Source organism: Mycolicibacterium sp. XJ1819 (genome assembly GCF_053483675.1).
Genome location: NZ_JBEFST010000020.1, coordinates 57,672 through 71,507 on the forward strand (window position 1 = coordinate 57,672; position 13,836 = coordinate 71,507).

A 13,836-nucleotide genomic window follows, 5' to 3' on the forward strand; every position below is an offset into this window, starting at 1 on the left:
CGCACCGGCGCACTGTCCCTTCGGTTCCGGCCCGGACCGCCGGCGGCGTCAGTCCGGCATCACTCTCTGTTACCGGTCAACTCCTTGGCGCTGGCGGCGAAGTCGGCGAAGGTCGCGCCGGTCTTCTCCTTGTTGGACAGCGCCTGGATGGAGACGTCGTGGCCTTCGGCGGCTTTGCGTAGTGCGCCGACGGTGGCTTGGTCTTTGGAGATGTGGGTGAAGGGGTCCCAGTTGTACCAGCGCATGGCGTTTTGGTAGGTCATCTTGTCGATCTCGTCGTCGGGGACGTTGTTGTCGGACAGGACCTCGTGGAGTTGTTCGGGCGCCCCGGGCCACATCGAGTCCGAATGCGGATAGTCGGCCTCCCAGCAGATGTTGTCCACCCCGATGTCGTGGCGCAACTTCACCCCGACCGGATCCGAGATGAAACAGGTCAAAAAGTGCTCCCGAAACACCTCCGAGGGCCGTTTACCGCCGAAGTCCTGACCCGTCCAGGTCGAATGCATCTCATAGGTACGATCGGCGCGCTCCAAGAAATACGGAATCCAACCCGTCCCACCTTCTGAGAGCGCGATCTTGAGACCGGGGTACTTCTTGATCGGCGCCGACCACAACAGATCCGCCGCAGCCTGCACGATGTTCATCGGCTGCAACGTGATCATCACATCCATCGGCGCATCCGGCGCGGTGATCGCCAACCGCCCCGACGAGCCGATATGCACATTCATCACCGTGTCGGTATCGACCAACGCCTCCCACAACGGCGTCCAGTACTCGTCATGAAACGACGGATACCCCATCGCGGCCGGATTCTCGGTGAACGTCAACGCATGCACCCCACGCGCGGCGTTGCGGCGCACCTCCTTGGCGCACGCCTCGGCATCCCAGATCACCGGCAGACACATCGGAATGAACCGCGCCGGATAGGCCCCACACCACTCCTCGACATGCCAATCGTTGTAAGCCTGCAGCAACGCCAACGAAAATTCGGGATCCTCGGTGGCAAACAACCGACCCGCAAACCCCGGAAACGACGGAAAACAGATCGAGCCCAAAATCCCGCCGGCGTTCATATCCTTGACCCGCTCATCAACCTGCCAACACCCCGGCCGAATCTCATCCAAACCCTGCGGCTCGAGCCCGTACTCCTCCTTCGGCCGACCCGCCACCGCATTGAGCGCCACATTCGGAATCACCACATCACGAAACTGCCAGGTATCCGAACCATCCGGGTTATGCACCAACCGCGGCGCCTCATCCAAATACTTCTTCGGCAGATGATTCCGAAACATATCCGGCGGCTCGACAATGTGATCATCCACACTGATCAAAATCATCTCGTCCTTATTCACAACCCGGTCCTTCCGACGATGCTCGGCCTGTGTTTACCACACTAGGCCAGCAGGGTTCTCGATCAAGGGAAACTGTCTTCTCATAGTACGAGAACCGGTGTCCGATTCCTAGCCTGAGTGCTCCTGGCAGCACCGTTGCCACCGCGGCCCGCCGGTGGTGACCGTCGGCCCCGGGCCGGCGGCGTTGACCTTTCTCTGGAAAAGTGGAAATCTATTGGCGAAATATGAGAACCTGATTCTCGTGAGTGAGAGGAAACTGCCCGTGCGGGTTCCACCGCTGCCGGCCGACCTGTGGGACGACGCCGTCGACCACGCGTTGTCCGGCATGCTGCCCCCCGAGCGCCGGACGCCGGAGAAGGCGGGCAACCTGCTGGCGACCCTTGTGCGCCACCCCAAGCTCACCCGGTCTTTCCTGCGTTTCAACGGCCACTTGCTGTTCAGCTCGCGGCTGCCGGTCCGGCTGCGGGAATTGGCCGTGCTGCGCGTCGCACATCGCCGCGGCTGCACCTACGAGTGGAATCACCACGTGCGGATGGGTCGCGAGGCCGGGCTGACCGACGACGTCATCTCCGGTGTCCAGCGCGGCGAGGCCACCGACGACCTCGACCGCGCGGTGTTGCACGCCGTCGACGAGCTCGAGGAGAAATCGAACGTCTCCGACCAGACGTGGGCGACGCTGTGCGAGCACCTCGACGAGCGCCAGCGCATGGATCTCGTCTTCACGATCGGCTGCTATGGCGCACTCGCCATGGCCATCAACACCTTTGGCGTAGAACCCGACCAGGAGAGGTAAGAAAGAGTGGCACATTTCCCGAAGCCGGCAGTCGGCAGCTGGACAGAGAACTGGCCAGAGCTGGGCACCGCGCCGGTCGACTACACCGACTCGATCGACCCCGAACGCTTCAAGCTCGAACAAGAGGCCATCTTCAAGAAGTGCTGGCTCAATGTCGGGCGGATCGAACGGCTCCCCCGCAAGGGCAGCTACTTCACCAGGGAGATGCCGTCCGTCGGCAAGGGCACCTCGGTCATCATCGTCAGGGACACCGACGATGCCGGTGAGCCCGAGGTGCGCGCGTTCTACAACATGTGCCGCCACCGCGGAAACAAGTTGGTGTGGAACGACTATCCCGGTGAAGAGGTGTCGGGCACCTGCCGGCAGTTCACCTGCAAGTATCACGCCTGGCGCTACAGCCTCAAGGGCGATTTGACCTTCATCCAGCAGGAGGGCGAGTTCTTCGACATCGACAAGAAGGACTACGGCCTGGTGTCGGTGCGCTGCGAGGTATGGGAGGGGTTCATCTTCATCAACTTCGACGATGACGCCGAACCGCTGGCCGACTACCTCGGCGACTTCGCAAAGGGCTTGACGGGCTACCCCTTCGGTGAGATGACCGAGACCTACACCTACCGGGCCGAGGTCAACGCCAACTGGAAGCTGTTCATCGACGCGTTCGTCGAGTTCTATCACGCACCGGTCCTGCACATGAAGCAGGCGGTGAAGGAAGAAGCCGAAAAGCTCGCCGGTTACGGCTTCGAGGCGTTGCATTACGACATCAAGGGCCGCCATTCGATGATCTCGTCCTGGGGCGGGATGAGCCCGCCGAAGGACCTGAACATGGTCAAGCCGATCGAACGGGTGCTGCACAGCGGACTGTTCGGTCCGTGGGACCGGCCCGACATCGACGGCATCCAACCCGACGAGCTACCGCCGGCCATCAACCCGTCGCGGCAGCCGTACTGGGGTCAGGACTCGTTCGAGTTCTTCCCCAACTTCACGCTGCTGATCTGGGCGCCGGGTTGGTATCTGACCTACCACTACTGGCCGACCGAGGTCGACAAGCACATCTTCGAGTGCACCCTGTACTTCGTGCCACCGAAGAACACCCGCGAACGACTCGCACAGGAACTGGCGGCGGTGACGTTCAAGGAATACGCATTGCAGGACGCCAACACGCTGGAAGCCACGCAGACCATGATCGGCACCAAGGTGGTCACCGACTTCCCACTGTGCGACCAGGAGATCCTGCTGCGACACCTGCACAAGACCGCCGACGACCACGTCCAGAAGTACCTGGCGTCCAAGCAGCACACGAACGGGAGTGTCAATGCCGAAGTTACCGTCTGAGTTCGCCGACCTCGAACGGTTCAGCGACTGGTGCCTGCCGACCGAACAGGAGCGCTACACCAAGCGACTGAACTCCACGATGGCCGAGATGCAGGAGTTCTACGACGTCGCGTTCCCCCGCCTCGAGGAGGTGATGGAATACCTCGACGCCCGCTTCCCGCTGCACGACATGCCCGAGGATGCAAAGGCGTTGATGCACATGATGCAATCACTGGTCAACGTGTCGTTCCCGATCGAGGTGTGGAAGCAACCGCGGGTGCTCGACAGCGGCGCCACCTACATCGAACTCATCAAGGAGCCGGTGGTCTGACGGTGCCCACGCCCCACGCGCAAGCGGCCCACCGATGCTGACGCTCAAGGCGGCCGGCGTGCTCGACGTCGACGCCGGTGAGATCGTGCGTCCGGGGCTGGTCCGGATCGAGGACGACCGCATCGTCGGCGTCGGCGGCTCGGCAGGCGGCGACGCCGGAAGCGAGGTCATCGACCTCGGGGATTCGATCCTGCTGCCCGGGCTGATGGACATGGAGGTCAACCTCCTGATGGGCGGGCGCGGGGAGAACCCGGGACTGTCCCAGGTCCAGGACGACCCCGCGACGCGGGTGCTGCGCGCGGTGGGCAACGCCAGGCGCACCCTGCGTGCGGGTTTCACCACCGTGCGCAACCTCGGGCTGTTCGTGAAAACGGGCGGCTACCTGCTCGACGTCGCACTCGGACGGGCCATCGACGCGGGCTGGATCGAGGGCCCGCGCGTGATTCCGGCGGGACATGCGATCACCCCGACCGGTGGGCATCTGGACCCGACGATGTTCGCCGGGTTCATGCCCGGCGCACTGGAGTTGACCGTCGAGGAGGGCATCGCCAACGGCATCGACGAGATCCGCAAGGCGGTGCGCTACCAGATCAAGCACGGTGCCCAGTTGATCAAGGTCTGCTGTTCGGGCGGCGTCATGTCGCTGACCGGAGAGGCCGGCGCACAACACTATTCCGACGACGAGTTGCGCGCCATCGTCGACGAGGCGCACCGACGCGGGTTGCGCGTGGCCGCCCACACGCACGGAGCCGAAGCGGTCAAGCACGCGATCGCATGCGGCATCGACTGCATCGAACACGGCTTCCTGATGGACGACGAGGCCATCCGGATGCTGGTCGACAACGACCGGTTCCTGGTCAGCACCCGCAGGCTGGCCGAGGCGATGGACGTGTCGCGGGCCCCGAAGGAATTGCAGGACAAGGCCGCCGAGATGTTCCCGAAGGCACGCACGTCGATCAAGGCGGCCTACGAGGCAGGAGCCAAGATCGCTGTCGGCACCGACGCGCCGGCGATCCCGCACGGTCGCAACGCCGACGAGCTTGTCACCCTGGCCGAGTGGGGAATACCGCCCGCCGCGGTGCTGCGGGCGGCGACCGTCGTCGCCGCCGACCTGATCGACAAACCCGACCTGGGCCGTATCGCCGAGGGCCACCTCGCCGATATCGTTGCCGTACCGGGTGATCCGCTGGCCGATATCACCGTCACCCGTAACGTGAACTTCGTCATGAAGGGCGGCAGAATCTATGTCAACAAGAGTTGAGGACCTCGTCGAGATCGAGCAACTGCTCGCAAAGTACGCCGTCACCATCACCCAGGGCGACATCGACGCGCTGGTCTCGGTGTTCACCCCGGACGGCACCTACAGCGCGTTCGGTTCGACTTACACCCTGGCCCGGTTTCCCGACCTCGTGGCGGCCGCGCCCAAGGGTCTGTTCATGTTGGGCACGTCGATGGTCACCTTCGACGACGCCGACCCGGACAAGGCGACCGGCACCCAGCCGGTGTGCTTCATCGAGCACTCCAAGCACGACATGCGCATCGGCTACTACAACGACGTCTATGTGCGCACCGCGGACGGTTGGCGCCTGAAAACCCGCGCCATGACCTTCATCCGGCGCAGCGGCGAGCACGATTCCGGGCGTCCCCACGCGATCGGGCGGCCGGAGGCGGGATGACTGCCGCGTCGCCCGAAGCCACCGGCATCCCGACGACCGCCGAGTTCCGCACGCAGTTGGTGGCCTGGCTCGACGACAACGATCTGACCCCGCCACCGGGCGACGACTCGCTCGACGCCCATCACGCCCAGCACTCGCGGGTGCGCGGCGCGCTCTACGACGCGGACTGGATGCGTTGGGGCTGGCCGGAATCGGCCGGTGGGCTGGGCGGTCCGGCCATCCTGCGGGCCGTCGTCGGCGAGGAGATCGTCGGGCGCCGACTCGACCATCCCGGCTTCTACTCGATGCTGGAAGTGCTGACCCCGACGATGATCGACTACGCGCGACCGGAACTGGCCGCCGAGATGGTGCCGAAGCTGTTGTCGGGCCGCGAGATGTGGTGTCAGGGGTTCTCTGAACCCGGTTCCGGCAGTGACCTGGCGTCGCTGACCACACGCGCCGCCCAACGCGACAACGACGACTGGGTCGTCAACGGGCAGAAGGTGTGGACCAGCTTCGCGCAGTACGCGTCGCGGTGCGTGCTGCTGACCCGCACGGGTGCCCCGGGCACGCCCAACCACGAGGCCATCACCGCCTTCTTCGTCGACATGGACACCCCCGGCATCACGGTGCGCCCGCTGCGCACCATGCACGGGGTCGACGAATTCTGCGAGGTCTACTTCGACGACGTGGTCGTCCCCGCGGACCGAATGCTCGGCCGCCCCGGCGACGGGTGGCGGCTCGCGATGGATCTCCTGCCGTTCGAACGCTCGACCTGCTTCTGGCAGCGGATCGCATATCTCTACGCCCGGTTCGACGCGCTCATCACCGAGGTCAAAGGACTTGGCGCAGCGGCGGATTCCGATCTCGGCGACGCGTATCTGGCGTTGCACACGCTGCGCTGCCGGTCGCGGGCGACCCAATACCGGCTCGCCGACGGGCACAAGCTCGGCGCCGACACCTCGATCGACAAGGTGTTGTTGGCCGGCGCCGAGCAGACCCTCTATGACACCGCGCGCGATCTGTTGCCAGGCGCCGTCGAACTCGACGACAGCCCCTGGCGCACCGAGTTCTTGTACTCGCGGGCGGCCACCATCTACGGGGGCACCGCCGAGGTGCAGCGCAACATCGTCGCCCGTCGCCTGCTGGACCTGGGGAAGGAGTAGGCGTGGACAGCCCGGACACCGCATCACTGGAACTGCTCGAAGCGGGGCTGAGAAAGGCGATGCTGTCGGCCTCCGGCGCCGACCTCGACACCGAACTGGCCTCGCTGGGCTGGGCCGACATGCTTGCCGACATACCCGATCTCGCGATCCCGCTGGTCTTCCGGCTGCTGGGCGAGACCGGTTCGCACGCCTCGGTGCTCAACGACGTGATGCTGCAGACCATCGGCGGACTACCCGGTGGCACGCCACCGCTGCCCTACGCCGGCGGCGGCTGGGTGGTGTGGGAACGCACCCCCACCACCGAATCGACGCTGGGCGGGCTGCCGCTGCGCCGCGTGCCCGAGGGCGAACTGATGAGGATGGGTGAGGCGCGACGGGCACTGGGCTGGTGGCTGGTCGGATCGGCCAGGGCGATGCTCGAGTTGGCTCGCGCACACGCGCTGGACCGCGTCCAGTTCGGTAAGCCGATCGCCTCCTTCCAGGCAATTCGACACCGGCTCGCCGAGACGCTGGTGGCCATCGAGGGCGCGGAGGCGACGCTTGGCCTGCCCGGGACGGACAACCCCGACCTGACCGCACTGCTGGCCAAGGCCGCCGCGGGCAAGGCCGCGCTGACCGCGGCCAAACACTGCCAGCAGGTGCTCGGCGGCATCGGCTTCACCGCCGAGCACGACCTGCACCGCCACATCGAGCGGGTGCTGGTGCTCGACGGATTGCTTGGCAGCGCAAGGGAATTGACGAAACGGGCAGGCGCGGGCCTGCGGGCCCGAGGCTCGGCCCCGCGCCTGGCGAACCTCTAGCCCCACCCCTTCTATCCGCGAGCGTGCGTGTCTGAGGCCGACACGCACGCTCGCGCCAGAAGAAGAGGGACACCTACCTACTTGATGTTGGCCTTCATATCGTCGAGGTTCACCAGCACCGGCCATCCGCCGACACTGAGCGCGTTGCCGTGGCCGGTCTGGTGGATGTCGAACACCGACTGGATAGCCGCATAGAACCCCTGCACGTCGAGGGTCTGGTTGACGGCCCGCTTGGCCTGCCGCAGCGCGAACGGCGGCATCTTGGCGATCTGCTCGGCCAGCTCCCTGGTCTCGCTGTCGAGTTGGTCGCGGGGCACCACCCGGTTGACCATCCCGGTGGCCGCGACCTCCTCGGCGGTCATCGCGCGGCCGGTGAACAAAATCTCCTTGGCCTTACGCGGACCGAGTTCCCATGTGTGGCCGTGGTACTCCACGCCGCCGATACCCATCAGCACCACCGGGTCGGAGAACAGCGCGTCGTCGGCGGCGATGATCAGGTCACACGGCCAACACAACAACAGCCCACCGGAGATGCACCGCCCCTGCACCGCGGCGATCGACGGCTTGGGCACGTTGCGCCACCGCAGGGTGTACTCCAGGAAGCGCTTGGCCTCGTTCTGGATGACGAACTCGAGGGTGATCTTGTCCGGCACGGGCCCGCCGCCACGCAGATCGTGTCCCGCCGAGAAGTGTTTACCGTTGGCGCGCAACACGATCACCGCGACCTCGGGATCCTCGGCGGCGCGCGTCCATGCGGCGTCGAGTTCGTCGAGCAGTTCGGGGTTCTGCGCGTTGGCCGCCTCGGGACGGTTCAGTGTGATCGTCGCGATCTTGTCGACGACGTCGTATTCGATGTACACCTCAGGGACCTCAGTTCCGGTCTAGTTACGGGGTAGACCCAGCAGTCGCTGGGCGACGATGTTGCGTTGGATCTCGGAAGTGCCGCCGGCGATGGTCCCGCCGAAGGTACGGACATATCGGTCGAACCAGCCGGACCGGTACAGGTCGAGGTGATGGGCGCTGTATGCACCGGAGAAGTCCGGATGTGCCAGCGCGGCTGCGCCGGCCGCCGCCAGGGCGTCCTCGGTCGCCGCCTGCGACGCCTCTGAACCGAGGAGTTTGAGCACCGACAGGGCGGACACATCCTCCTCACCACGGGCGGCGCGGGCCAGCGCGACGGAGCCGAGCAGCCGCAGTGCCGTGTTGTCCATCACCAGCCTGGCGTAGCGGTCACAGTCCAGGGGCGAGGAGGGGTGGAAATCCTCGACGAGTTCGGCCAGCCGGTCGGCGTAGCTGAGCCACAACATGTTTCGTTCATGGCCCAGCGAGCCGTTGGCGACTGACCAGCCTTCGTTCAGCGGCCCCACCAGGTTCTCGACGGGCACCCGGACGTCGTTGAAGAACACCTCGTTGAAGTCCAGATCCTGCTGGTCGCAGATCGATGCGAACGGCCGGCGCACCACGCCGGGAAGGTCGGTCGGGATCAACAGCACGCTGATGCCCTTGTGTTTGGGGGCGTTCGGATCGGTGCGAACGAAAGTCAGCAGTACGTCGGCGTCGTGGGCACCCGACGTCCAGACCTTCTGGCCGTTGACCACGAAATGGTCGCCCTCCAGTACGGCCGCGGTGCGCAAGGCGGCCAGGTCGGACCCCGCCCCCGGTTCGCTCATGCCCAGCGACGCGGTGATCTCCGCGCGCAGGATCGGCACGGCCCAGCGCCGCTGCTGTTCGGGGGTGCCGAAGGTGATCAGCGAGGCCGAGATGATGCCCACACCCTGGGGGTTGAAGGTCAGATACACCCTGCGCCTGGCCAGTTCCTGCTGGTGGACGTACTGCTGCAGGATGGTGGCGTTACGCCCGCCGAATTCCGGCGGATAACCGGGCATCAGCCAGCCGTGGTCGAACATCGAGCGCTGCCAACGTCGCGCCCAGTCGGGGACGTCGCTGCTGGAATGCGACCGCTGCAGCGCCTCCTTTTCGGAGGGCAGGTTGTCGTCGAGGAAGGCGACGAACTCCGCCCGGAAGGCCTCCACGTCAGCGTCGAACGTCAGCTGCACCGGCACTCCCGGATCAAATTTTTGGTAAGGACTTCTGTTGGCACCAAAATGAGAATACTATTCTCGTCGTGAGAAAGTTACAATCTCTGACACGTTGGCCGCGAGGGGGTCGAGGACCGCAATGGCAAGGCGCTCTCCGGTACAGTCAGTTCATGTTCTCCACACTCGGACCGCATCCGAGCCCGCGGTGACCAGCCCCAGCGAAGAACCCGCCTGGAAGCAGCGAGCGGTCGAGCGATCGATCAAAACCGCCAAGCTGCGGGCCGCGCAGCGCGTGCAGCGATTCCTGGACGCTGCGCAGGCGATCATCATCGAGAAGGGCAGCACCGACTTCACGGTTCAAGAGGTCGTCGACCGCTCGCGGCAATCGTTGCGCAGCTTCTACCTGCAGTTCGACGGTAAACATGAGCTGTTGTTGGCGCTGTTCGAGGATGCGTTGTCGCGGTCCGCGGACCAGATCCGCGCGGCGACGGCCGGGGAGGACGAGCCCATCGAGCGGCTCAAGGTCGCCGTGCAGCTGCTGTTCGAGTCCTCCCGCCCCGATCCCACGGCCAAACGGCCGCTGTTCACCGACTTCGCCCCCCGGCTGCTGGTATCGCACCCATCCGAGGTGAAGGTGGCCCATGCGCCACTGCTCGCCCTGCTGACCGAGCTGATGGAAGAGGCCGCCGCCGCAGGTCAGCTGCGGTCGGGTATCAACCCCAAGCGGATGGCGGCGATGACCATGCAGACCGTGATGTTCGTCGCACAGTCCAGCGGCGATGCCGGCGACGGCACCGCGAACCCCATCACCGCCGATGAGGTATGGGATTTCTGCGCCAACGGTTTCGTGGCCACCAGCTAGCTACCAGCTAGCGTCAAGAACCATGTTCTCGAACCCGAGAACTCGGCTGGCGCCCGGCGAATGCGCTACCCCGAAACATCCGGACATCGCGCCGCCGAATTCCCGCAGATCCCCGCGACCTGCCCTTTCGTGTCGCCGCCTTCGACCGGTCAGGAGCCCATTCGGCCGTACGACCGCAATGCGACCCAGCCTTCGACACCACTCTGCGAGAACCCAATTCTGCATATCCGAGAATCGGATTAGCCCTAAACGGTTTTGGTATTGACACCCACCGGCCGCCAGTGCCAGAGTGTGAGACAAATTCCAGCCGCCTGTCTTATCCCCACCTGGTCCAGCGAGAGGCTCCCCGTGACGATCAGTGCAGAGAACTCGGCCGTCGCCGACGTCTACTTCGACCCTTACGACGTCGAACTCAACGCCGACCCGTACCCGATGTTCCGCAGGCTGCGCGACGAACGGCCGCTGTACTACAACGAGCAGCACGACTTCTACGCCGTGAGCCGGTTCTCCGATGTCAACAAGGCGCTGGTGGATTGGGAGACCTTCAGCTCGGCGCGCGGCGCGATCGTGGAGCTGATCAAGGCCAACATCGACCTGCCGCCCGGCACAGTCATTTTCGAGGATCCCCCGATTCACGACATTCATCGCAAGCTGTTGGCCCGGATGTTCACCCCGCGCAAGATCAACGCGCTGGAGCCGGTCATCCGCGATTACTGCGCGCAAAGCCTCGATCCATTGGTGGGAGCGAAGCGATTCGACTTCGTCGCCGACCTCGGCGCCCAGATGCCGATGCGGGTCATCAGCGCGCTGCTGGGCATCCCCGAGGACGACCAAGAGATGATCCGCGACCACACCAACGCCCAGATGCGCACCGAGGCGGGCAAGCCGATGAAGACGGACAGCTTCGTCAGCGGCGAGCTGTTCGAGACCTATATCGACTGGCGGGTCGACCACCCGTCCGACGACATCATGACCGAACTGCTCAACGCCGAGTTCGTCGACGAAACGGGGACCACCCGCCGGTTGACGCGCCAGGAGCTGCTGACGTACCTGAACGTGGTCGCCGGCGCGGGCAACGAGACCACCACCCGATTGATCGGTTGGGCGGGCAAGGTGCTGGCCGACCACCCCGATCAACGCCGCGAACTCGTCGAGAACCCGGCGCTGATCCCGCAGGCGGTCGAGGAGCTGCTGCGCTTCGAACCGCCCGCCCCCCACGTCGCCCGGTATGTGACGCGCGATGTCGAACTCTACGACCAGGTGGTGCCCGAAGGCAGCGTGATGATGATGCTGATCGGCGCCGCCGTCCGCGACCACCGCCAATTCCCTCCGGACGGTGACGTTTTCGACATCCACCGCGAACAGCGGCAGCACCTGGCGTTCAGTGTGGGCACGCACTACTGCCTGGGCTCGGCGCTGGCAAGGCTGGAGGCCCGCGTCGCGCTCGAGGAGATTCTCAAACGGTTCCCCGAGTGGGATGTCGACATGAGCGCTGCGTCGCTCTCGCCGACATCGACTGTCCGTGGCTGGGAGTCGATGCCGGCTGTGATTCCGTGATATCCGTAAACCCTTCTGCCAACAACGAATTGAGGTTGTAATGACTGGACGCCTTGAAGGCAAGGTCGCATTCATCAGCGGTGCGGCGCGCGGACAGGGCCGTGCGCACGCGGTGCGGATGGCACAGGAGGGCGCTGACATCATCGCCGTCGACATCTGTAAACAGATCGACAGCGTCCAGATTCCGTTGTCGAGGCCTGAGGATCTGGCCGAGACCGCCGATTTGGTCAAGGGCCACGACCGCCGCATCTACACCGCCGAAGTCGACGTCCGCGACTTCGACGCGCTCAAGGCCGCCGTCGACGCCGGGGTGGACCAACTCGGCCGGCTCGACATCATCGTCGCGAACGCCGGCATCGGCAACGGCGGTGCGACGCTGGACAAGACCAGCGACGAAGACTGGACCGACATGATCGACGTCAACCTCGGTGGCGTGTGGAAGACGGTCAAGGCAGGTGTGCCGCACATCATCGCGGGCGGCCGCGGCGGATCGATCATCCTGACGAGTTCGGTCGGCGGCCTGAAGGCCTACCCGCACACCGGACACTACGTCGCGGCCAAACACGGTGTGGTGGGCTTGATGCGGACCTTCGCTGTGGAACTCGGTGCGCAGAACATCAGGGTCAACTCCGTGCACCCGACCAACGTCAACACTCCGCTGTTCCTCAACGAGGGCACGATGAAGCTGTTCCGCCCCGACCTGGAGAACCCGAACGCCGACGATATGAAGGTCGTCGCACAGCTGATGCACACGCTGCCGATCGGGTGGGTCGAACCGGAGGACATCGCCAACGCCGTGCTGTTCCTGGCCTCCGACGAGGCGCGCTACATCACCGGGGTCACCCTCCCGGTCGACGGCGGTAGCTGCCTGAAATAGCCGTGACCGCCGCAGAGTTGTCGCTGCCACCCAGCTGGGAGGACATCACCGCCGATTGGATGACCGTCGCGCTCGCATCACACCATCCAGGCGCGACGGTCGACTCCGTCGAGGTCGTGTTGCGCGACGACGGCACCAACCGGCGGGCGCGGTTGGCGTTGACGTACTCGGCGGGGTCGGGGCCTGCGACGGTGTTCGCCAAGGCCGTCGACCCTGACCACGCCGAGCTGGTCGCGCTGACCAGCGGGCTCTATCACGAGCCCCGGCTGTTCACCTGCGGTGTCGAGCTGCCGCTCGACCACCCGACCGTCTACACGGCGCTGATCGACGAGGACCGCTCGGACTTCGTCATGGTCATGGAGGACGTCGTCGCGCGCGGCGCCGACCCCCGGGATTCGACCCGGCCGATGTCGATCGACCAGGTCGCCAACGGCGTGCGTGGCCTGGCGCGCATGCACGGCCGGTTCTGGGGCCGGCGGCTGTCCGACCATACGGCGCTCGACTGGCTGGAACCGTTCGTCGCGTTCCAGGGGCTGGAGTACGCGCCGCTGCACATCGCCCACGAGCGGCTGGGTGACACGGTGCCCGCCGAGATCCCGGCGCTGAGCGGCACCGAGTTGTTCGTCGACATCTGGGCGCGCTACATCGGCACGCTGACCGGGACGGCGCCCGAGACCCTGTTGCACGGCGACCCGCACATCGGCAACACCTACGTGCTGCCCGACAACGTTGTCGGCTTCTTGGACTGGCAGATGGCCCGCCGCGGAAACTGGTCGCTGGATGTGGGCTATTTCCTACAGGGCGCGCTGACCATCGAGGACCGCCGAAACGCCGAGCGTGACCTGCTCACGGAGTACCGCGACGCGCTGGGCCTGCCCGCCGACGAACTGCCGTCGGCCGACGAGATCTGGTTGCGCTACCGGGCGTCGGTGGCGCATGGCCTGGCGATCTGGATGGCGACCCTGTCCGGAGGCGACGCGTGGCAGCGGCCCGACATCTGCCTGACATTCGCCCAGCGTTACTCGGCGGCGTTCGTCGATCTGGAGACCCGCGCAGCCATCGAGGCCATCGGCTGACACCACCCAACCGGCTG

At 65.4% G+C, this 13,836-nt stretch carries 14 protein-coding genes; 11 read left to right on the forward strand and 3 right to left on the reverse strand.

Going from position 1 to position 13,836, the window contains the following annotated elements; genetic code table 11:
- Window positions 1-59: 59 nt before the first annotated feature.
- Window positions 60-1,352, reverse strand: a complete 1,293-nt coding sequence (locus ABQE89_RS21030; protein WP_448420187.1) for an amidohydrolase family protein — start codon at window positions 1,350-1,352, stop codon at window positions 60-62.
- A 262-nt stretch (window positions 1,353-1,614) separates the two neighbouring features.
- Here ABQE89_RS21030 and ABQE89_RS21035 point away from each other — a divergent pair, with 262 nt between their 5' ends.
- The 7 genes from ABQE89_RS21035 to ABQE89_RS21065 are packed head-to-tail and all read left to right on the forward strand — an operon-like array spanning window position 1,615 to window position 7,408.
- Window positions 1,615-2,145: a carboxymuconolactone decarboxylase family protein gene (locus tag ABQE89_RS21035; protein ID WP_448420303.1), complete on the forward strand. Its 531-nt coding sequence runs from the start codon at window positions 1,615-1,617 to the stop codon at window positions 2,143-2,145.
- Window positions 2,146-2,151: 6 nt separating this feature from the next.
- Window positions 2,152-3,477, forward strand: coding sequence for an aromatic ring-hydroxylating oxygenase subunit alpha (locus ABQE89_RS21040; RefSeq protein WP_448420189.1), 1,326 nt, complete (start codon window positions 2,152-2,154; stop codon window positions 3,475-3,477).
- Window positions 3,458-3,787 (forward strand): hypothetical protein, encoded by a 330-nt coding sequence (locus ABQE89_RS21045; protein WP_448420191.1) that lies wholly within the window; start codon window positions 3,458-3,460, stop codon window positions 3,785-3,787. Before ABQE89_RS21040 ends, ABQE89_RS21045 begins: the two co-directional genes overlap by 20 nt.
- Window positions 3,788-3,821: 34 nt before the next feature.
- Window positions 3,822-5,048 carry a metal-dependent hydrolase family protein gene (locus ABQE89_RS21050; RefSeq protein ID WP_448420193.1) on the forward strand — a complete coding sequence of 409 codons (1,227 nt, stop codon included), beginning with the start codon at window positions 3,822-3,824 and terminating at the stop codon, window positions 5,046-5,048.
- Window positions 5,032-5,463, forward strand: a complete 432-nt coding sequence (locus tag ABQE89_RS21055; RefSeq protein WP_448420195.1) for a nuclear transport factor 2 family protein — start codon at window positions 5,032-5,034, stop codon at window positions 5,461-5,463. The genes ABQE89_RS21050 and ABQE89_RS21055 overlap by 17 nt, the downstream gene beginning before the upstream one ends.
- Window positions 5,460-6,608, forward strand: a complete 1,149-nt coding sequence (locus ABQE89_RS21060; protein WP_448420197.1) for an acyl-CoA dehydrogenase family protein — start codon at window positions 5,460-5,462, stop codon at window positions 6,606-6,608. Before ABQE89_RS21055 ends, ABQE89_RS21060 begins: the two co-directional genes overlap by 4 nt.
- A gap of 59 nt (window positions 6,609-6,667) precedes the next feature.
- On the forward strand, window positions 6,668-7,408 hold the full coding sequence (locus ABQE89_RS21065; protein ID WP_448420305.1) for an acyl-CoA dehydrogenase family protein: 741 nt from the start codon (window positions 6,668-6,670) through the stop codon (window positions 7,406-7,408).
- A gap of 77 nt (window positions 7,409-7,485) precedes the next feature.
- Here the strand turns inward: ABQE89_RS21065 and ABQE89_RS21070 are convergent, their stop codons facing one another.
- Both ABQE89_RS21070 and ABQE89_RS21075 read right to left on the reverse strand, forming a co-directional pair.
- Window positions 7,486-8,268 carry an enoyl-CoA hydratase gene (locus tag ABQE89_RS21070; RefSeq protein ID WP_448420199.1) on the reverse strand — a complete coding sequence of 261 codons (783 nt, stop codon included), beginning with the start codon at window positions 8,266-8,268 and terminating at the stop codon, window positions 7,486-7,488.
- Between the two features lie 21 nt (window positions 8,269-8,289).
- Window positions 8,290-9,465 (reverse strand): acyl-CoA dehydrogenase family protein, encoded by a 1,176-nt coding sequence (locus tag ABQE89_RS21075; protein WP_448420201.1) that lies wholly within the window; start codon window positions 9,463-9,465, stop codon window positions 8,290-8,292.
- 121 nt (window positions 9,466-9,586) lie between these two features.
- Here ABQE89_RS21075 and ABQE89_RS21080 point away from each other — a divergent pair, with 121 nt between their 5' ends.
- The 4 genes from ABQE89_RS21080 (at window position 9,587) to ABQE89_RS21095 (ending at window position 13,819) form a co-directional block, all read left to right on the forward strand.
- Window positions 9,587-10,309, forward strand: a complete 723-nt coding sequence (locus ABQE89_RS21080; protein ID WP_448420203.1) for a TetR/AcrR family transcriptional regulator — start codon at window positions 9,587-9,589, stop codon at window positions 10,307-10,309.
- 432 nt (window positions 10,310-10,741) lie between these two features.
- Window positions 10,742-11,866 carry a cytochrome P450 gene (locus tag ABQE89_RS21085; protein ID WP_448420307.1) on the forward strand — a complete coding sequence of 375 codons (1,125 nt, stop codon included), beginning with the start codon at window positions 10,742-10,744 and terminating at the stop codon, window positions 11,864-11,866.
- A 40-nt stretch (window positions 11,867-11,906) separates the two neighbouring features.
- Window positions 11,907-12,743, forward strand: coding sequence for a mycofactocin-coupled SDR family oxidoreductase (locus ABQE89_RS21090; RefSeq protein ID WP_448420205.1), 837 nt, complete (start codon window positions 11,907-11,909; stop codon window positions 12,741-12,743).
- Between the two features lie 2 nt (window positions 12,744-12,745).
- Complete coding sequence (locus tag ABQE89_RS21095) at window positions 12,746-13,819, forward strand: phosphotransferase (protein ID WP_448420207.1); 1,074 nt, start codon at window positions 12,746-12,748, stop codon at window positions 13,817-13,819.
- Window positions 13,820-13,836 lie beyond the last annotated feature (17 nt).

Bases quoted from the DNA above. Each gene is read 5' to 3' on its own strand.
- ABQE89_RS21085 (WP_448420307.1), top strand. From the start codon at position 10,742: ATGTTCCGCAGGCTGCGCGACGAACGGCCGCTGTACTACAACGAGCAG.
- ABQE89_RS21060 (WP_448420197.1), top strand. From the start codon at position 5,460: ATGACTGCCGCGTCGCCCGAAGCCACCGGCATCCCGACGACCGCCGAG.
- ABQE89_RS21080 (WP_448420203.1), top strand. From the start codon at position 9,587: ATGGCAAGGCGCTCTCCGGTACAGTCAGTTCATGTTCTCCACACTCGG.
- ABQE89_RS21090 (WP_448420205.1), top strand. From the start codon at position 11,907: ATGACTGGACGCCTTGAAGGCAAGGTCGCATTCATCAGCGGTGCGGCG.
- ABQE89_RS21045 (WP_448420191.1), top strand. From the start codon at position 3,458: ATGCCGAAGTTACCGTCTGAGTTCGCCGACCTCGAACGGTTCAGCGAC.
- ABQE89_RS21050 (WP_448420193.1), top strand. From the start codon at position 3,822: ATGCTGACGCTCAAGGCGGCCGGCGTGCTCGACGTCGACGCCGGTGAG.
- ABQE89_RS21055 (WP_448420195.1), top strand. From the start codon at position 5,032: ATGTCAACAAGAGTTGAGGACCTCGTCGAGATCGAGCAACTGCTCGCA.
- ABQE89_RS21065 (WP_448420305.1), top strand. From the start codon at position 6,668: ATGCTGTCGGCCTCCGGCGCCGACCTCGACACCGAACTGGCCTCGCTG.